The organism is Ligilactobacillus acidipiscis (assembly GCF_900116935.1).
GTDB classification, from domain to species: domain Bacteria; phylum Bacillota; class Bacilli; order Lactobacillales; family Lactobacillaceae; genus Ligilactobacillus; species Ligilactobacillus acidipiscis.
The window spans coordinates 158,468-175,858 of record NZ_LT630287.1 but is presented as its reverse complement, the minus strand read 5'-3'; the positions used below and the strand labels follow the sequence as shown (position 1 = coordinate 175,858).

Here is a 17,391-nt window from a genome sequence, read left to right as displayed (position 1 = left end):
GAGAATTAGACTTGGTCATAGGCACTTAGATTTTTACTAATGAATTGTTCAATGTCATCTTCATTACGACCGTTCATTAAATCTGAACGTAAAATTGCCTTGGTATCTTCATAGTTATAATTATATTGTTGGGTAGTTATTTCGTGAGAGCGGATCAATTTTCGGTTATAATAAATCTGAACATGTTTCTCATCATCACTGACTTCGAGAGTAACTTGTTCACCAATATATTTTGGATCAACAGAGTACTTACATTTCCGAAAATTGACCATAGCTTCCTTAGAGACGATACGTGAGATATCTTCTTCAAAATAAGGCTTGAGTAGGTCAACGGGAGTTGAATGTAATTGCTCTTTTTCTTTGTCTTCCCAAAGAAGTGTAGGTTGCAGATGCGTGGCTTGAGAAATTTCCTGATTAAGTTCATCACTTAAGTTATCCACTAGTTCGATTAGATCCGTTCCGTCAAAAGGTTCGTAATTATAGGGACGCAGACGCTCAACAGTTCGTGCTAGTGCCTCAACGGCACCTTTAGTTTGCGGGCGAAAAACACGACAAGCAATTGGTTTAAAAGCGGCGTCTTTACTGAATTGATAAAAACGCTGGTTAAAAATTGCGTGTCCAAAGGAAGATTTCGAATGGTCTATGACAGTTTTCATGTTATCAAACCAAATTTCGTGTGGGATTCCGCCCGTAGCTTCAAAAGCTTGCGCCAAACAGCTAAATAAAGTATCCTGTGAGCGATCAAAAGTTAAGGTTAAGTATTTGTATTTAGAATACCTGAATTATTCATACTTTTCGTTGCAGTTAAAACTTTGTGCAAAGTTACTTTAGTGTGTAAAAAAAGCAGCTTTTTGTTAGTTTTGTTGTCGGACTGTTTAAAAAAGGACAGACTTCACCCTTTCCCTAAGAAAAACATTTTTTTTGTGAGTTCACAGCGGATATATTTTTAGATTTTGAATCTTGAACAGTGTCTGCCAAAATAATTTATCGAACACATTGGTCTGAGATAAATGGACCCAGACTTGACGCGCATGGTGCGTGACCTTAGCTGCCACATGGAGTAATTTAAAACGGATCGTCCCGACCTGAGCGTGTTTAAGCTTTGTTGGTAAAACTAAGTTCTTCATGGCTTGCAGTATATTATAAGCGACCCCAGCTACCAGCATCCGGAACTCATTGGCCTCAAAACTAGAACTGTCCGTTTTATCAAAGTGAAAGCCACGTTTAACTTCTTTGATCAAGTCTTCCATGGAACCGCGTTGGTGATAGAGGGCAAAGACTTGTGGACCGCTTAATTCTTCCAAGTTGGTCACGATAAACTCATGGTCAAACAGAAAGTTGCCCGCCGGCCGCGTTGATTTAATAATCACACGATAAGGTCGTGACCAACTTTGAGGACAATAGTCTCGCAGGACATGCCATTGGACTTCAGCTTCGGTGAAGTCCTGGTCACCCACTTGGATCAGGTGCTCAGCCCGACTTTGGAGCTGGTAGTTCGCTTTTAAACGAATCACGAACTTAGCCTGCTTTTTATCACACGCATGGTAGATCCCTGGAGCTGCGAAACCAGAATCTCCCCGCACTAAGACATCCAGGGAAGATCCGTCATAGGCCCGTAAGCTCCGTAATAAAAATTTAGTCGCACCTTGGGAAGTATAGCGATTGCCGGGGCGTAATTGAGCATTCAACAAGCAGCCCGATAAAGCATCAAAGGCTAGTAAAGGATGATAACCGTTGGTCTGGTAGTGACCGTTATAAGCACTCTTTTCTTGGTCACCAAACGTATCGGCATGTGTCGAATCTAGATCAAGGATCAGCTGATGTTGATTTAGCTGCCCAAGAACAAAGTGAGCTACCGAGCCGAGCAATGATTTGACTGAAAAGAGCCCAGACGCTGAAATGTGATTGATAAAGCGTGAAAGTGTCGGCTGGGAAGCGACCGCTTGAGACAAGACCAGCTTAAAATCAACGGCGTGTGACAAGGTATTAGCCGACTGATCTTGGCAGTATCCTGCCAGCAATTGCAACAGCAACTGCTTAAATAAATTGTTCAAGGGAAAGGTACAATATTTACGGTCATCTTTAAAATGCAAGTTATCTTCTAAGAGCTGGTCAAAGTGAATTTGGTGCAGAAATTCAGCAATTAATAAAGTTCCGGCATCGTTCGCTAACTCACCACCGTCATTAGAAATGTTGATCTGGTCATTGAATAAAAGTTTTTCATGATGTAAAGTTGACATAAGGAGCACTCCTGTTCTTTGTGGTTTTCAACGACTTAACAATAGCACAGGATGTGCTCTTTTTGTACACCCAACAGGTGAAAAACGAAAAAGATGCGAACTAGCATGACAACAACAAAAAGTAGTCCTTAAGGGAAAAGTATGAATAATTCAGGGAATAAGGAAGCACATATAAGAAAATATTAAACTTATAGAGGATACCTTCACTGTTCCTGAGCTTCATTTCTTCTTTCCAATCCACTTGGGCCGAGAGGCCCGGAGTATGAGTGACTCGAATGGTAGCTTTCTTGACCTCATGGTTTTTAAATTTACGACAATACGTTTTTACAGTTGAATAACTACCTAGATAGCCTTTCTTTTGAATAAATTTAAAGATTGCCATGGCAGAGCAATTAAGCGCTAATTTATCATGGATGATTGCTTTAAAAGGCTCCAGTAAGCTTGGCTTTTTAACAACTTTCCTGGTTTTGACTTGGTCGGTAGCAATTTCTTCAACTACCTTTTTAATAGTGCGATAATCCGCGTTATATTGCCTTCCTAGAGCAGCGTAATTTGGTTTAATGTTTTCTTTCATATCTTTTAGCACTCCTTGTCTTAAATCATTTCTCACATCAGTTGCCTCCTTGAAAACTAAAAATACTGATGTAATTAATGATACAAAAAAATGTAGAAAGACCGACATTTTTGATTGCCGTTTTCCTACATTTTATAGCTGCCTTTTACATAAAATCTTGAGCAGTAAGATTTTTTAAATCATTGTCTAAATATTCTTTAGAATAATCCTTTATATTGGTAGTTAACATGGTTTCTTTAACTAAGTTTGCAACTTCTTCTGCATCTGAATCTTTGAATGTTCTGTGTTTAATCATTGTAATTATTCCCCCACAATTTAATTTAAATAATTGAGCCTTATTATACTCTAAAAAATTCAAATTATATTTTTTAAGTTATGACCTGTTTTACTTTTTCCTTATTAAAGAGTAAGCTTATTAGCAGGAAAGTAAAAACATAGTTTGGTTGGTAGTCCAAACATAATGGTTTTTGATTATCAGTATCCTTCCTCCTAGGTCGTCCGTCTTTCCTAATTATTTTAGGAGGAAAGTATTATGGACGTAGAAAAATGTCAGTTACTCTTAACAATCGATTTTGACCCACCTTTTTACAAAGCTATTTTTGAAAGTATTTCGGCTAAATCTTATGAAGTAGCACAAGTTAATTTAGGAACATCAGAACCTAAATTAACTTTAATTTTAGATTTAGTGCTGAATCATTGGGATAGGGTGCATTTTTTCAAACAAAAACAGTTTAAAAAAAATGAATTGCCTAACAAGATAAATCCTAAGCGTAAACAACGGTTAGCTCAAAAGGCAGTTAAAAATGGTTTTAGTACAAAGTCACAAGTTGCTTTAAAAAAGCAATTTGAGCAAAATAAACTGGCTAATGAAAGGGATCGTAAACTTAAAAAAGAACAATTAATTGAGAAAAAATTTAAGTTAAAACAAGAAAAACGAATCGAAAAACATAAAGGGCACTGATTAAAATCTGCACCAAAGAACCTGGCTGTCATAACGTAAGCAGTGTTCAACTGGACGGTTAGACAAGACCATTCAAATTTGTTTTGACAAAATAGAGATCCCTGACACGAAGGCAAGCATTGCTTCATATCAGGAATCTTTGGAGCTATTTAAGTTTAATTCCATGGTAAATAGGGCTCTAGTTCTTTTGGGTCTTTGTCAAATAGTGTTGATTTCACTTTTAGGGTCCTATCGTAAAGGTAGAATCTTTTTTGTTTTTAAGTGCTAGCTCAAGCGGTCTTTTATTGTCTGGCAGTGGGTGATGAACGGAGAGAATTGCCCACTGCCAGGCTTTTTTGCTGGTTATGCGATCAGCTGGATCCTAACAAAGAAATGATGGAGATTTCTGAAGCCATAACAGCCGCGTAAGCCTTTTTGAATGCTGGAAAAGCATCCAACCCGAGATCCACAATATTTTGGGCAGTGGTATATTCATTCAGGCCAGAATTGTATTTGACCTCGGAAAACGCTTTCTAATACGCGTGAAACAGCTTCCAGTGTTTCTTTAAAGCTTTGTAGATACGACTTGTGAGAGGGGTCTGAGATCTCCTTGAAAGCTTTGATCCGAGCCTGATCTAAAGCACGACTAGCTAATTGAACAAGATGGAAACAAGCAAACACGATGATCGCATTGGGGAACAAATAATGTACAAATTGTTGATACTGCACATTTAGGTCCATGGTTACGACTTAAACTTTTTGACGTTGTGCTAAAGAGTAATTATTGAAAAAATATTCCTTGATCGTCTTAGACAAGCGATTTTCAAGTAAGAGCAGTAAGTCATGTGTTTTGGCATCGATACAAATAAACGAAAATCTGCCTCTAGTAGAGCGAAACTCAGCGAAACAGAGCGCCTTTTGCAAGCGGTGTGGAGTCACATAAGCTGTTTTATTGCATAGAGGATCCGTTGTACTGAAGAAGCCGAGACGCCAACTATTTGGCGATATTTTTAACTGGGCTCGTTTCTTTAGCTAAACTGTGGATCACTTGCCTAGCCCGCCGCGTGATCGAACGGTGACGCTGAGTCAGTTCAGTTTTAGCACTAAAAGTTCTGTGGCACTCACGACAAAAATAACGTTGCTTATACAGGCGAAAACGGAGCGGCTGTTCAGATAGACTGGGTAGTTTTAATTTTGTTGGCCTTTTTCCATTTTTTACGACCTTAGTCGACTTACAAAAACGGCACCTTTCCACCCGGTAACAGTTCTTTCGTATGTAAAGCTCCTTCGACAGCATCGGCACGAACGGAAATTTCGATATTTGGGTCTTGGATATTTAAGAGATCTAGGATAGAATTCTCTTGGGACATCATTTATACCTCACTTTGATTTGGTTTAGACGCTTTAATTTAGCACTTGAGGGACAGTGATGTCCTTTCCTTTGCCAAAAAAATAGTGCTGATGACTTTACTCATCAACACTAAAAAGTATAGACTCATAATATCGAGGGGGCGGTCTGTTTTTGTGCTTTCAACCTTTAGTTATTCCGAATCTCGCATAACAAAAAAGCTGCCCGATGTAAACTTGGTCTGAAACAAATACATGTCTTTATAATCTGCCCTTATTCATTCCTAAAATTCATTAACTTTGTGTTCTACCTCACCTTGCACTTTATAATGCCCCTGCTGATCTTTCTCATAGTAGACACCTTGGATCTCTGGAATAAATCCGGGGAAGTTTTCCATCACTCCAACTAATACTTTGAAATATTGCTGATCTATTTTTTGCCATTTTTCTCCTGGTGCAACAATAAACACTCCAGGTGGATAAGGCAAAGCACCCTCCAGTGCGACTTGACCGACAATGTTGTCCAAATCGCAAAGTTCATTTTGGTTTTTCTTAAAACTCAAATCAGCTTGCCATGGAGTTTCTACATAATCCTGCAAGTTCCTCTTGGCAAATAAAGCTTTTTGTAAATTGAAAGTATTGTTTTCTTTATAATACTCATGCATTTCATGGCAGAGGTCATGTAAAGTGTACCCTTGATAACGTTCTTGATTTTTTTCATAAAGTCGTGGCAGAGCCTCTTGTAGAGAAATATCAGCTTCATAAGCTTTTTCAAATTCCAACAAAGCGTCAAGTAGAGTATTCAAATCACTTTCTGAATCTCCAGGCGTTAATAAGAACAGTAATGAGTTCAAATCATCCTTTCCACGAATAATTTGTTTTTCCAACAAGAACTCCGCTACAACAGCTCCTGGAATTCCATCAGCTAGATAACGCTCATTTGCAATGTCGATCCCCGGTGTTACGATCGTTAACTTAAACGGATCTAACATTGCTTCATCTTTTACAGTATTATTGAAGCCATGCCAATTAATACTTTTGTCCAGCTGCCAATATTTTTGCTGGGTGGCCAATTGCTCTGTTGGAATATTTTGCCAAGAAACATTTTCATAAGTTAAAGGTACTAACGGTTTAAATATTTTAGAACGACGTAATAATTGCTTTCGGAATTCAATACTTCTAACTAATAGATCCGACCACCATTTAGAAACACCTTCACTAGCTGCTAAATAGGCATTAGTAGTTAAGGAAGCATATATAGGATAGGAATAACTGGAGGTCACGTATTTCAAATAAGCATTGTTAAAATGTTTATGATCAACATATCGTGATTGGCCTTTTATATGATGATCTTTTTTTAGGATCTGAGAGGTTTGTCCCATTCCAGCTTGTTGCTTATGGACGGATTGTGTAACTAAGATCCCTGGGTCATCTGGTTCATAATGTTGATTTAACGGCGATAGCTCCTTAAGCAGTGGAACAAATTGTTCATACCCTCCCCAAGCACAGTCAAATAAAATATAATCACAAAGAGAGCCGATTTTTTTGATTATCCATTCTGCATTATAAAAAACACCATCATAAGTTTCAGCTTGAACGACTGCTAAGCGAAATGGTCGTTTAGCCTTCGCTTTTGCAGGGGCTGCCTTTTTGATTTGCTCTCTTAAACTTTTCTCACTCAGATCATCAGGATTCATTGCCCCGATTAATCCCAAGGGATTGCGGTCTGTTCTGACATATATCGGGATCGCACCACTAGAAACCAGCGCACTATTATATAAGGATTTATGATTGTTGCGGTCAAATAATACAAGGTCACCAGGAGATAATAAAGCACTGGCACAAATTGTATTAGCACTGGTTGTCCCATTCGTACAAAAATAAACTTTATCAGCGTGATAAGCTTGAGCAGCAACTTTTTGAGCAGTTAGCGGCGTGCCGGTATGAGTCATAGTATCTCCCAACGCAGCAACTGTATCACTGGTATCAGCTGTCAGCATGTTTTTACCAAAAAAGCGATCAAATACCACACCAGCCGGGTGCTTTTCATAATACTGTCCATTATGATGCCCGGGAGTTGTAAAACTAAGCGGTGTGTCCTTAGCGAATTTGATTAAATCACTTAAAAAACCCGGGATATTTTTTTGTTCATATTTTTCAGCAGCATTAATAACTTGAGATTGAATATCTTTTACATCAAACGGGACAGACACCTTAATTACGGGAAAAGACAATCCTGAATCTTGTTGCAATTTTTGAAAAATTTGTTGAAAATAAAAGTCATCTTTTAAGCAAACAGCGCCAGCGATCTCGGCTGGATTTGTAACATCAGTTGGTTCAATTCTTTTCCATTGAACGGGAATACAACTACTCAAGTTCTTAGGAGCGGCGATTTTTAAAATTTTCATGTTTTTTCACGTTCTTTCAAGATTAGAAAATTTCTGTAAAAAAAAGTTAAATTGGCTTACAATAGAATAGCTACAAAATATAGCAATACTTTTTCACCATGAAAATACATATTATACAGATTTTAAGCTAGATTTAGTCACAAAAATAGAATTCAGGTAATAGAAACTAGATTTATTATACAACATGAGAAGTAAAAGCTCCTTGTAAGTTTTACAGTATAAATCGGACTTTGATGTTCCATTACTAACGATAACTATAAAATGAGGGATATTAATGTCTTTTCTTATTGCAGTTTATAAACCTCCTAACATTATAATTAATTCTTAAAACAAAAAGAATAATTAATTAAGGAGCAAAATTATTAACTATGGAAGAATTACAACCAAACAAACACTATATGCACTGGACTGTGATTGCACTTTTAGATTTTGTAACAATAATCAGTTTCGAAAATATTTTCTATCCTTTTCAAAACCAAGGTCTTTCGGTCGTTATCTCTTGGATCTTTCTTTTATTTACTTACGTTATTCCTTATGAATTGATTGCCAGTCAGATGAGTTTAACTTTTGATAATCAAGATGGCGGTCTGGCTTCCTGGGTTCGTCGCAGTAGTAATGATACTCTAGGTTATGTTACTTCGTGGATGTATTGGGTACAAAGTGTACCTTATATTGTGGATGTTTCTAACTCGGTTATCGTTTCTTTTAGCTGGATGATTCTTGGTAACAACACTTTGGGACAAAAAATGTCCCCATTTTGGTTCGGCTTATTAACTTTCGGTTTGATCTTGATATTTATTTTATTGGAAAATGCAATCAAAAATTCCCTTGAAATTTTGTCATTAATCGGTGGTGGCGCAATGTTTATTATGTCCGCTTTGTTTGTACTTTTAGCTGGTTATGCATTGACCCAAGGGGCACATATCGCTACTCAACCATTTAATTGGCACTCTTTTATGCCCAATTTCTCTTTAAAGTACTTTTCAACCACTGGTCTGCTGATTTTTGCAATGTCAGGAGCTGAACTAGCAGCACCTTATGTAGTACGCATGCGCGACCCTAAGCATGAGTTTCCTAAAGCAATGTGGCTACTAGCTATTATGACTGCTTTCTTAACTATTTTTGGAACCTTGGCACTGGCAGTTTTCTTTAATGGAAACCAGATACCACATGATTTTAAAATGAACGGTCCCTATTATGCTTTTGCTTTGCTCGGTCAGCAACTCGGTTTAGGCAACATTTTAATGTACGTTTTTGCTGTTGTGCAAGCGATTTTTATGATGGCTCAGTTAGCTGTGTTACTAGATGCAACTAGTCGCGTTTTTGCGGGTGATGTTGCTGATAATTTCATGCCTAAATGGGTAACTAGAAAAAATAAAAATGGACGTCCGGTAAACTCATATTTAATGACAACTGGTTTGAATCTTTTTTTACTGCTTTTAACAGGGACATTGCCAGATATTAATACAATTTATAATTGGTTGCTAAACATTAACGGCATTGTCTCTCCATCCAAAACATGCTGGGTCTTTTTTGCTTTTATTGCTGTACGTTTGCAAGATAAGAAATTTCACTCAGATTATGTTTTTATTAAAAACAAGACAGGTGCTCTTTTGATCGGAGGCTGGTGCTTACTATTTACTTTTGTTTGTGCAACATTAGGCTTTATTCCACAGGAAGTTAAATTTGGAACCTGGGATTTCACTCACCAGCTTATTTTAAACTTTATTACTGTTTTTGTTTTATTTGGTCTAGGCCTTGTCATGCCTTGGTTACGCAAACGAGAACTGCGTAAGGAAAAGGACTGCGGCACTGCTTAAAATAAGGTACCATTAAAAAGAAATTTTTTGGTCAGTACTTTTGTCGCTAACTAATGTAACTCTGCTAAAAAATATTAACAAAAAAATCATATCCAGCGAGAGTACTTAAAGCCCGGATTTAAACGGGGACACTGGAGCATTAATTTTGGCTGTGAATATAAGAACTGCATCATAATGGGATAAAAGGATCCTACTATGAGACGGTTCTTATTTTTTCTCCAAGGTTAGGTTTTTATGACTAGGTTTGCTCGTCTACTTTATATGTAACCATGGCCGAATAATACGTTTGTTAAGCCTCGCAATTTCTTGGTAATGAGTTGTGACAGAGACCTAAATTATTTTTCTTTTCATTGAACAATCTGCTAAAATTAGTTTACATATCTTTTTTTGAGGGGAGTGATCTTGTGGCCGAAAAAAATCCCGAATCAGTCCATGTTTTAGATCTGATCATGATAGCAGTTGGCTGCACAATTTTTGCGTTTTCCTTGGTCTTCTTTAATATCGCCAATAACTTAGCAGATGGAGGTCTCAGTGGTGTAACTTTAATAGTCAAAGCCGTTTTTAAAATAGATCCTGCATATACGACTTTACTTTTGAATATACCTTTGATTTGGTTTGGTTACCGCTATCTTGGGCGTCAAGCTTTGATCTATACTATCTACGGGACTGTCGTTTTATCGATTGCTTTATGGATCTGGCAACGTGTCCCATTAAGTATCAACATTGATCACGATTTATTCTTGGCTTCAGTCGGTGCTGGTATCTGTGGTGGTATTGGACAAGGAATCGTCTATCGCTTTGGGGGAACAACTGGCGGAACTGACATCATCGCTAAAATGTTTGAACGCTTCAAGGGTGTGCCAATGGGACAAACACTATTATGGTTAGATGTGATCATTTTAACTATTTCGTTAGTCTATGTGGATCTGCGTCATATGGCATACACACTGCTTTATTCATACATCGCGACCCGCTTGATCAACTCATCGATCGACGGCGCATACGAGGCAAGAGGCAACCTGATAATCAGTAACAATTACCGTGAAATAGCCGACTTGATCATGGAAAAATTGGATCGTGGAGTCACTGTCTTGAATGGACAGGGAGTTTATTCGGGTGAACAACGTCCGACCCTGTACGTTGTGGTAACTCCAAATGAACTTCACGAATTAAAGGAACTTGTTTCTTCTGTCGACCCTCATGCTTTTATAACCTCATTTAGTGTAAATGAAGCCGCAGGGGAAGGTTTTACCTATAGCCGACCCAGAAAACACTTGCTAAAAAAGAAAAAATAATCAAAACTAGTTGCTAAACTCTGTTACCTTAAGCTTAACAACTAGTTTTTAATTATCTATTGAATTTTTACGATCGTTCGGCCCAAATGCTGGCCATCCTTTAATTTTTGAACAACTTGCAAAACTTCATCTAGACCAACTTTATCGACTACTAACTCATCTACGATGTTCCAATCAGTCGCCAGCTTTTGCCAAATTTCATTCTGTATTTCAGCTGGTGGTGTGATCGAATCAATACCTAATAGAGATATTCCACGTAAAATAAATGGTAAGACTGAAGTTGCTAGTTTATTACCTCCGACATTACCGCAGACACTCATTGCCCCATCGATCTTAACCATTGACAATAAAGCAGCAGCCACATCACCGCCAACCGTGTCAAGAACATAATCAAATGTTTGATGCTGCAACGGTTTCCCGGATCTGATCGACGACGCGTCAATTACTTCTGTAGCTCCCAGACTTTGAGCAATTTTTGCTTGTCCAGGCTTACGCACCAAAGCAGCTAAATTCTCATAGCCTAGCTTTGCCAAAATCTTAGTAGCAATACTGCCTACTCCACCAGTTGAGCCGGTGACTAATACATGGTCTTCAGGTTTCATTCCCGCTTCAAGCAATGCTTTGATAGATAAACCTGCTGTCAATCCAGCGGTACCGTATATCATTGCTTCCCTAGTTGTCATGTTCTCTGGAACTTTAGTCAGCCACTCACCGGGAACTCTGGCAATTTCAGCTAATCCTCCGCTATGACTCACTCCCAGACCGTAACCCGCACCCAGGACCCATTCTCCTTCTTTAAAGTTTGCATCTTCAGAACTGATCACTGTCCCAGCCAAATCAATACCTGGAATCAACGGATAGTTGCGGATCACCCCGCCATTTTTTTGAAAAGCCAACATATCCTTATAGTTTAATGAAGAATATTCAACTTTGATCAATACGTTTCCAGCCGACAAATCATCCGTGCTTAATTTTTCGATCTGTCCCTCAACTTTACTATCGTAGTTACGTACAATAAATCCTTTAAAATTTGTCATCAAGCTGCCACCTTTCTCAGATACTTCCTCCTTAAATAATATCATATAAAGCGCTCTCAAACTACTCCTTAACTTCAATACAATTAAAGAGCAGCTAAAAATAATTCACTTAAATTTGTAACTGCTCAGGCTGGATTCGAACCAGCGACCTCTTGATTAACAGTCAATTATTCTACCACTGAACTACTGAGCAATAACCCTACCACTAGATGAGATACATACTAACACAAAAAGAGATCAATGTGGAAATAGATGCATTAGCCATAGTTTTCGTAAACTACTTAACTCAAAGTAAAGATACCACTTTTTATTCATCACTGACTACCTCAACCTTGATACGATCTGGATCTTCAAAATATAAAGCATAACTATCACTTCCCCCAGCATGGGGATAACGATCCGCATATAATTCTTTATATTTAGCAGCCAGCAGTTGTGAACGTATTTCATCAACTTGTTTATTTGTCGTTACCATAAAAGCCAGGTGATTTAACCCAGTTTTTGTCCGATCATACTTAGGATCAACCTTTGAAGACTGAACAAAAACGATATAAGTTTTATCCAGTATATAACTAACACCTGATCTCCACTCTTGATAAACTTTATAGCCCAGATCTTGTACAAGCAATCTTTCCCAAAACAAACGAGTTCTTTCTAAATTGCTAACGTAAATTTCAATATGACTTATTATTCCTGTGTGATTCATGGTTCCCTCCATTAAATGTAAAAGTTAGCTTTCTTTTTCTAGAACTAGCTCAACATTATTTTCTTTCTATAATTAGGATCTAACAAATTATTCAAGAACAAACTATAAACACAATGCGGATCATCCAAATCTAGCTCGATCAAATTTTGAATTAGGAGTTTTATCGATAAAAGTTTGCGGAATACCAGTAATTTTAGCAAATTGGTACGGGGTTATCTTAAAGTTATCATTGAGTTCTTTAAAGCTTGCTTTAACTTGTTTTGTATTGAGTTTCAATTTACTCAAAATAACACCTTCTTTACAAATATGGAAGTTTTGCTTTTTTCTTATTAGTACCTAATTTTATCAGAATTCAGACTTTCTTTGAACAAAACGCCTTTGCGATAATATCGGTTTGGTTTATTATTAATGTGAACCAGCAAGAAATATCACTATAACAAATGCAGAACTACCAAACTCTGCTAAACAAAGGAATGTGCTTATGCAAATCATTATTTCACCCGCGAAGAAAATGGTAATCGATCAGGATAGCTTTTCTCCCAGTGGAGAGCCTGCTTTTCTAGAGCAAACTGCAATGATTTTACAAAAAATGCAGCAGCTCTCTTATTCAAAAGCTCAACAATTATGGAAAACCAGCACTAAACTAACCCAAAAAAATTACCACCAACTTCAAGAAATAAATCTTAAACAGCCATTAACACCTGCCATACTAAGTTATTCAGGAATTCAATACCAATACATGGCGCCAGACGTTCTAACTCAGCCTGCCCTGAATTATTTGCAAAAGACACTGCGGATCCTCTCTGGTTTTTACGGCATTCTAAAACCTTTTGACGGAATTGTTCCTTACCGTTTGGAAATGGGACCTCGACTTTCAGTCAACAATAATAAAGACCTTTATACGTTTTGGGGAGATAAGTTATATTCTACCCTAAATACTGACGGTCCGATCATCAATTTGGCCTCAAAAGAATATTCTAAAGCGATCACTCCTTACTTGCGACCAGATGATCAGTTTGTAGAAATAGTTTTTGCACACTTAATTGATGGTAAATTACGAACACGAGCAACCCCTGCGAAGATCGCGCGGGGCGAAATGGTACATTTTATGGCTGAAAATGAAATTACTACCTTGGAAGAAATCAAGAACTTTCAATCTCCTACTTATTCATTTGATGAAAAACGTTCTAACAAACAAAGACTGATCTTTGTCCATTAAAAATTCCTCCAGAAACTGGGATCACACCTAGTCTCTGAAGGAATTTTTGCTCTCGCTTTTTAATTATCAGTTCTTAATCCTTGTACGCATACTTATAGCTCCACTGTGTTCCAGCAGTATTATGGATAATACCCTTAACATCAGATTTCTGTAAATAAGCTGTTACTTGTTGATAAACGGGTGTCATCCCTTGTTCAGCGTTTAAGATCTGTGTGGCTTTGACTAAATCATCCCAGCGCTTATTTTCATCGTTGGCATCTTGGTCTTGAGCACGGTCGACCAGTTCGTCATACTCCTTATTAGAATATTTTCCTTGGTTATATGACGTATTGCTCTTAACTGTTTGCAAGAATGTGATCGGATCACTGAAGTCTCCGCCCCAACCGGACAAATACAAGTCAAAGTCGCCATCGTCGGCACGTTGGGTTGCACTATGACCAGGGATATCACGAATATCGATATCAAGCCCTGGTAAGATCTTATGGTAACGCGATTGTAAATATTCAGAAATAACCTTGCCGTTAGCATCATCGTTGCTTGCCAATAAGGTCAATTTCAGGTCTTTTTGCCCGATCTCTTTCAACCCTTTTTGCCAATATTCTTGAGCCAGCTTAGTATTGGTATCAACAGTATCTTTAACATACTGCTGGTCAGCAAAATCTTTTCCTGTCTGAGGGTCTTTAGCTAAATCAGAAGCTACAAAGCCTTTTGGTGGTTCTGAGCCGTCACCTAAGATCTTCTTAGTTAAAACATCGCGATCGATCGCCAACGACATTGCCAATCTAATGTTCTTGTTATCCATAGCCTTGCGTTTAGCTGCATCCTGGTCAGCAAAGTTATACTTGATATATGTTACATATGAATAAGGATACTGCTTGAATTCTTTATCGCTTTTAAAGTTTTTCACCTGTTGACTTGTCAATGGTGTCAGGTCAAGTTTGTTTTGTTGATATAATTCCTGTCCAGTAGTTGGATTAGAAACCACCGTATAGTTGATTTGAGCTAATTTAACAACTTTATGATCCCAATAGTTATCATTCTTAGCAAATTGCCATTTGTTGCCGGTACCTGACCAGTTCTTGATCTTAAATGGTCCTGAATAAACCATGTACTGTGATTTAGTCCCGTACTTTTTGCCATACTTGTCAACGACTTTTTCGTTTTGCGGTCCAAACAAAGGATAGGCCATCAAAACCTTAAAGTAAGCAATCGGTTTGTCTAACTTGATCACAACTGTTTTATCATTAGGTGCTGAGATCCCGATACTATCAGGTTTAGCTTTCCCATCGATGATCTGATCGGCATTCTTGATCCCGCTAAACAAATATGAATATGGTGATTTAGTTTTTGGATCGAGTGTCCGCCGCCAAGAATAAACGAAGTCTTGAGCAGTGATCTTGTCACCATTACTCCACTTAGCATCACGTAATTTAAAAGTCCAAGTCAAACCATCGCCTGAAACTAAACTGCTTTTAGCTAAGCCTGCATTGACCTGGCCCTTTTTACCCAAACGATAAAAGCTCTCAAACACGTTGCCTGTCTGCCCATATCCAGTCGATTTCGAAATATCGATCGTGTCTAAAGGTGCCGTGGCACTAAGATTTAATTGCTTCTTGTTACTCTCGTTACTATTTGATTTTTTATTACCGCATCCGGCAATAACAACCACCAGCAAAGCGGTAAAAATAGTCAATAATATCTTATGTATCTTTTTCATTTTAATTTCCTCCCACAATAACAGCATAGCGACAAGCCCCATGAAACGAATCTTGTCGGGATTAAACTAAACAAATTATCTAAAAAAACGATTACAGCTATACTCTCATCACAATAAAGGGTCATATTCTGTTTTCAAAGTTCCCTTGCTTACCTTCAAAAACATTAACGACATTTCCAAGTTTAATATAAAAAAAAAGACGCGATCATTCATTTAAGAAGTCTCGCGTCTGGGCTTTGTTCATTATCACTTGTTTAGTATGAACTCTTTCATTGCAACAATCGTAAAAGTCAATACTTAACAAACTGAACATCGCATCAGACGCGACGTACAGCAACAGCACATTTTAGTATTGACGAATTGACTTGCCACAATGATTACCCCCCGTTAGTAGATAAATTAAATATAAGCAAAGAATTAGGTAAAGTCAAGTAAAAAACAGCTGCTTTCAAAATTAACGCTCTTTACCTGAGAGTATAAAATAGTTTGTGTAAATAAATAAAATCCTATTGAAAAGGGAATCCCTTCCCCGTATGATTAAATCGTCAAACCAAACCAAAACGGAGGGATTTCCCATGGAACAGTTTACCAAACTAAAGGTTGAAAGTTAATTTTTAGTGCCTTTGCCTGTCAGCTCAAGCTATAAATGTCTTTAATTAGTCAACTGACCAGTTCGTTGCTGTGAAAGATTTCTTGCAGATCATTGGGTAAAGAATTGATAAATCGACTGCATAATCCCGTGATAAAAAAATCAGCGGTTTTTTCACAATGTTCTGCTAAAGCAAAAAGCAACTGTTTTACAGCTTGTAAAAGTGGGATGTCCGCGAGAAACTGATTGGCCGCATAGAAAATGCCGCCTAAGGTTTTCGGATCGTTCTCCTGTCGCTGGATCATAGCCAACAGATCGTAAGCTAAAAATGTCAGCGCCACATGGCGCACAAGCCATCATAACTTTGCGTTTGGGTCTGGTCATACTGCAGGTATTGTTTTAAAGTCTTGAAACCACACTCGATCTGCCATCTCCGGGCATATAATTGAATGACCGCTTCCGGTGTCAGACTAAGTTTAGAAGTTGCCAAAGCAATGTAGTGTCCCTTGTCCGTGCGATTTTGGATAAAGACTATTTTTAAGCGCAGGTGGTCCTCGTTATCGGTCTCAACGACCGTACTGTAGAGATAGTTATCATGGATCCGATATTTTGAACCTTTAAAGCGTTGAAACAGCATTGGAACACTGTAACGGCGCCCGCGATATTTAAAATAAGTTTTTGAAGTGTTTTTTAACCGACCAACAGCAGCGAGACCTAATTCTTGAAATTGCTTGAAAGCTTTGGGATAGGCGTACCAACTGTCAAAGAGGACATAGCTGGCCTTGACCCCGGTTTTTAGAACTTGAGCTACTAATTCAACGGCGACTTCATTCATGTGCCGTTTAGCCTGAGCATAACGTTGGGCCGCTAAGGTCCGCTGATCAGTTGTTTGTGGTTCACGGCCGATCCGATTCTTAGCTTTGTCTGATGACATCAAAGCGAAATTCAGGGGCAGGAAAGTATTGCCGTCACTCCAACCGATCGTCAAGCCGCGAAAACCCTTGACATAGCGCGGCTGTCCTTGCGGTGCAGCATGATCATAAACATTCGCCAATAGTTCAGTCTTTTTTGAATGAGCTCGTTTGAATAAAGTGTCATCAATGATCAAGGCCGCTTTTCGGCGTAAGTCGATAAAAGGACTGAGTTCCGCGATCTGGTTCCGTCCGGCCAAGCTGACCAGCCGCTGCCAGTTGATATGGCGGTCATTTAAAAAGTTGCGGACCGTTTTCTTCGAAAAAGCAGTCGGAGTTGCGGATCGGTTCAAGGTCAAACGTTGGAACAAAGTCAGTAAGATCCAGCTGACAAGTTTGGTCAGTTTGATCCCACGGACACGATAGGCATTGGACTGACGTAATACCTGGGCGAAATCGATCACCTGCAAGAATTTGTGAAAACGTGCCATTAAAGTGGTTTTATTTTGAGTTGATTGTTGTATACTGGAAGTGGACATAAATTACTCTCCTTTATTAGTTTTTGACGACTCAATTATAGGACGCAGA

Annotated in this window: 17 protein-coding genes, 1 tRNA gene and 1 pseudogene; 4 read left to right on the top strand and 15 right to left on the bottom strand. The window is 38.3% G+C overall.

The window, feature by feature from the left end:
• Positions 1 to 5: 5 nt before the first annotated feature.
• From BQ5903_RS00805 to BQ5903_RS00790, 4 genes and pseudogenes are all read right to left on the bottom strand, one after another.
• Positions 6 to 776, bottom strand: a pseudogene (locus BQ5903_RS00805) (Mu transposase domain-containing protein); the annotation flags it as partial.
• A gap of 153 nt (positions 777 to 929) precedes the next feature.
• Entirely contained in the window at positions 930 to 2,240 is a 1,311-nt protein-coding gene (locus tag BQ5903_RS00800; protein ID WP_079578404.1) for an IS1380 family transposase, read from the bottom strand.
• 100 nt (positions 2,241 to 2,340) lie between these two features.
• The gene (locus BQ5903_RS00795; protein ID WP_231920884.1) at positions 2,341 to 2,850 is read right to left on the bottom strand and encodes a hypothetical protein; all 510 of its coding nucleotides are present in this window, start codon (positions 2,848 to 2,850) and stop codon (positions 2,341 to 2,343) included.
• 109 nt (positions 2,851 to 2,959) lie between these two features.
• Positions 2,960 to 3,172, bottom strand: coding sequence for a hypothetical protein (locus tag BQ5903_RS00790; RefSeq protein WP_231920883.1), 213 nt, complete (start codon positions 3,170 to 3,172; stop codon positions 2,960 to 2,962).
• Positions 3,173 to 3,346: 174 nt separating this feature from the next.
• Here BQ5903_RS00790 and BQ5903_RS00785 point away from each other — a divergent pair, with 174 nt between their 5' ends.
• Entirely contained in the window at positions 3,347 to 3,775 is a 429-nt protein-coding gene (locus BQ5903_RS00785) for a YjdF family protein (protein ID WP_079578402.1), read from the top strand.
• 471 nt (positions 3,776 to 4,246) lie between these two features.
• Here the strand turns inward: BQ5903_RS00785 and BQ5903_RS00780 are convergent, their stop codons facing one another.
• The 4 genes from BQ5903_RS00780 to BQ5903_RS00765 all read right to left on the bottom strand — a co-directional run bounded on the left by BQ5903_RS00780 (position 4,247) and on the right by BQ5903_RS00765 (position 7,509).
• On the bottom strand, positions 4,247 to 4,495 hold the full coding sequence (locus tag BQ5903_RS00780) for a transposase (protein ID WP_079578399.1): 249 nt from the start codon (positions 4,493 to 4,495) through the stop codon (positions 4,247 to 4,249).
• A gap of 253 nt (positions 4,496 to 4,748) precedes the next feature.
• Positions 4,749 to 5,051, bottom strand: coding sequence for a transposase family protein (locus BQ5903_RS12545; protein WP_154021999.1), 303 nt, complete (start codon positions 5,049 to 5,051; stop codon positions 4,749 to 4,751).
• On the bottom strand, positions 4,987 to 5,127 hold the full coding sequence (locus tag BQ5903_RS00770; RefSeq protein ID WP_154021998.1) for a hypothetical protein: 141 nt from the start codon (positions 5,125 to 5,127) through the stop codon (positions 4,987 to 4,989). Before BQ5903_RS00770 ends, BQ5903_RS12545 begins: the two co-directional genes overlap by 65 nt.
• A gap of 258 nt (positions 5,128 to 5,385) precedes the next feature.
• Positions 5,386 to 7,509: a putative ornithine decarboxylase gene (locus BQ5903_RS00765; RefSeq protein ID WP_010495360.1), complete on the bottom strand. Its 2,124-nt coding sequence runs from the start codon at positions 7,507 to 7,509 to the stop codon at positions 5,386 to 5,388.
• Between the two features lie 368 nt (positions 7,510 to 7,877).
• Here BQ5903_RS00765 and BQ5903_RS00760 point away from each other — a divergent pair, with 368 nt between their 5' ends.
• Positions 7,878 to 9,329 carry an APC family permease gene (locus BQ5903_RS00760; RefSeq protein WP_079578395.1) on the top strand — a complete coding sequence of 484 codons (1,452 nt, stop codon included), beginning with the start codon at positions 7,878 to 7,880 and terminating at the stop codon, positions 9,327 to 9,329.
• 404 nt (positions 9,330 to 9,733) lie between these two features.
• Positions 9,734 to 10,624, top strand: coding sequence for a YitT family protein (locus BQ5903_RS00755; protein WP_010495364.1), 891 nt, complete (start codon positions 9,734 to 9,736; stop codon positions 10,622 to 10,624).
• A 56-nt stretch (positions 10,625 to 10,680) separates the two neighbouring features.
• Here the strand turns inward: BQ5903_RS00755 and BQ5903_RS00750 are convergent, their stop codons facing one another.
• The 4 genes from BQ5903_RS00750 to BQ5903_RS00735 all read right to left on the bottom strand — a co-directional run bounded on the left by BQ5903_RS00750 (position 10,681) and on the right by BQ5903_RS00735 (position 12,652).
• Positions 10,681 to 11,661 carry a YhdH/YhfP family quinone oxidoreductase gene (locus tag BQ5903_RS00750; RefSeq protein ID WP_029605025.1) on the bottom strand — a complete coding sequence of 327 codons (981 nt, stop codon included), beginning with the start codon at positions 11,659 to 11,661 and terminating at the stop codon, positions 10,681 to 10,683.
• Positions 11,662 to 11,782: 121 nt separating this feature from the next.
• Positions 11,783 to 11,854: transfer RNA gene (locus tag BQ5903_RS00745), tRNA-Asn, on the bottom strand.
• Between the two features lie 114 nt (positions 11,855 to 11,968).
• Complete coding sequence (locus BQ5903_RS00740; protein WP_010495368.1) at positions 11,969 to 12,367, bottom strand: VOC family protein; 399 nt, start codon at positions 12,365 to 12,367, stop codon at positions 11,969 to 11,971.
• Between the two features lie 120 nt (positions 12,368 to 12,487).
• Entirely contained in the window at positions 12,488 to 12,652 is a 165-nt protein-coding gene (locus BQ5903_RS00735; protein WP_154021997.1) for a hypothetical protein, read from the bottom strand.
• Positions 12,653 to 12,848: 196 nt separating this feature from the next.
• On the opposite strand from BQ5903_RS00735, the gene yaaA reads away from it, so the two are divergent.
• Positions 12,849 to 13,586, top strand: a complete 738-nt coding sequence (gene yaaA, locus BQ5903_RS00730) for a peroxide stress protein YaaA (protein WP_010495370.1) — start codon at positions 12,849 to 12,851, stop codon at positions 13,584 to 13,586.
• A 73-nt stretch (positions 13,587 to 13,659) separates the two neighbouring features.
• On the opposite strand, the gene BQ5903_RS00725 is transcribed toward yaaA, so the two are convergent.
• The 3 genes from BQ5903_RS00725 to BQ5903_RS00715 all read right to left on the bottom strand — a co-directional run bounded on the left by BQ5903_RS00725 (position 13,660) and on the right by BQ5903_RS00715 (position 17,342).
• Positions 13,660 to 15,303: a peptide ABC transporter substrate-binding protein gene (locus BQ5903_RS00725; RefSeq protein ID WP_029605027.1), complete on the bottom strand. Its 1,644-nt coding sequence runs from the start codon at positions 15,301 to 15,303 to the stop codon at positions 13,660 to 13,662.
• A 660-nt stretch (positions 15,304 to 15,963) separates the two neighbouring features.
• Positions 15,964 to 16,233 carry a hypothetical protein gene (locus BQ5903_RS00720; protein ID WP_154021996.1) on the bottom strand — a complete coding sequence of 90 codons (270 nt, stop codon included), beginning with the start codon at positions 16,231 to 16,233 and terminating at the stop codon, positions 15,964 to 15,966.
• Positions 16,224 to 17,342: an IS4 family transposase gene (locus tag BQ5903_RS00715; protein ID WP_154021995.1), complete on the bottom strand. Its 1,119-nt coding sequence runs from the start codon at positions 17,340 to 17,342 to the stop codon at positions 16,224 to 16,226. Before BQ5903_RS00715 ends, BQ5903_RS00720 begins: the two co-directional genes overlap by 10 nt.
• Positions 17,343 to 17,391 lie beyond the last annotated feature (49 nt).

Excerpts from the sequence above, each read along its gene's own strand:
- BQ5903_RS00800 (WP_079578404.1), bottom strand. The coding sequence starts at position 2,240 with ATGTCAACTTTACATCATGAAAAACTTTTATTCAATGACCAGATCAAC.
- BQ5903_RS00785 (WP_079578402.1), top strand. The coding sequence starts at position 3,347 with ATGGACGTAGAAAAATGTCAGTTACTCTTAACAATCGATTTTGACCCA.
- BQ5903_RS00780 (WP_079578399.1), bottom strand. The coding sequence starts at position 4,495 with ATGGACCTAAATGTGCAGTATCAACAATTTGTACATTATTTGTTCCCC.
- BQ5903_RS12545 (WP_154021999.1), bottom strand. The coding sequence starts at position 5,051 with ATGCTGTCGAAGGAGCTTTACATACGAAAGAACTGTTACCGGGTGGAA.
- BQ5903_RS00770 (WP_154021998.1), bottom strand. The coding sequence starts at position 5,127 with ATGATGTCCCAAGAGAATTCTATCCTAGATCTCTTAAATATCCAAGAC.
- BQ5903_RS00765 (WP_010495360.1), bottom strand. The coding sequence starts at position 7,509 with ATGAAAATTTTAAAAATCGCCGCTCCTAAGAACTTGAGTAGTTGTATT.
- BQ5903_RS00760 (WP_079578395.1), top strand. The coding sequence starts at position 7,878 with ATGGAAGAATTACAACCAAACAAACACTATATGCACTGGACTGTGATT.
- BQ5903_RS00750 (WP_029605025.1), bottom strand. The coding sequence starts at position 11,661 with ATGACAAATTTTAAAGGATTTATTGTACGTAACTACGATAGTAAAGTT.
- BQ5903_RS00740 (WP_010495368.1), bottom strand. The coding sequence starts at position 12,367 with ATGAATCACACAGGAATAATAAGTCATATTGAAATTTACGTTAGCAAT.
- yaaA (WP_010495370.1), top strand. The coding sequence starts at position 12,849 with ATGCAAATCATTATTTCACCCGCGAAGAAAATGGTAATCGATCAGGAT.
- BQ5903_RS00725 (WP_029605027.1), bottom strand. The coding sequence starts at position 15,303 with ATGAAAAAGATACATAAGATATTATTGACTATTTTTACCGCTTTGCTG.
- BQ5903_RS00715 (WP_154021995.1), bottom strand. The coding sequence starts at position 17,342 with ATGTCCACTTCCAGTATACAACAATCAACTCAAAATAAAACCACTTTA.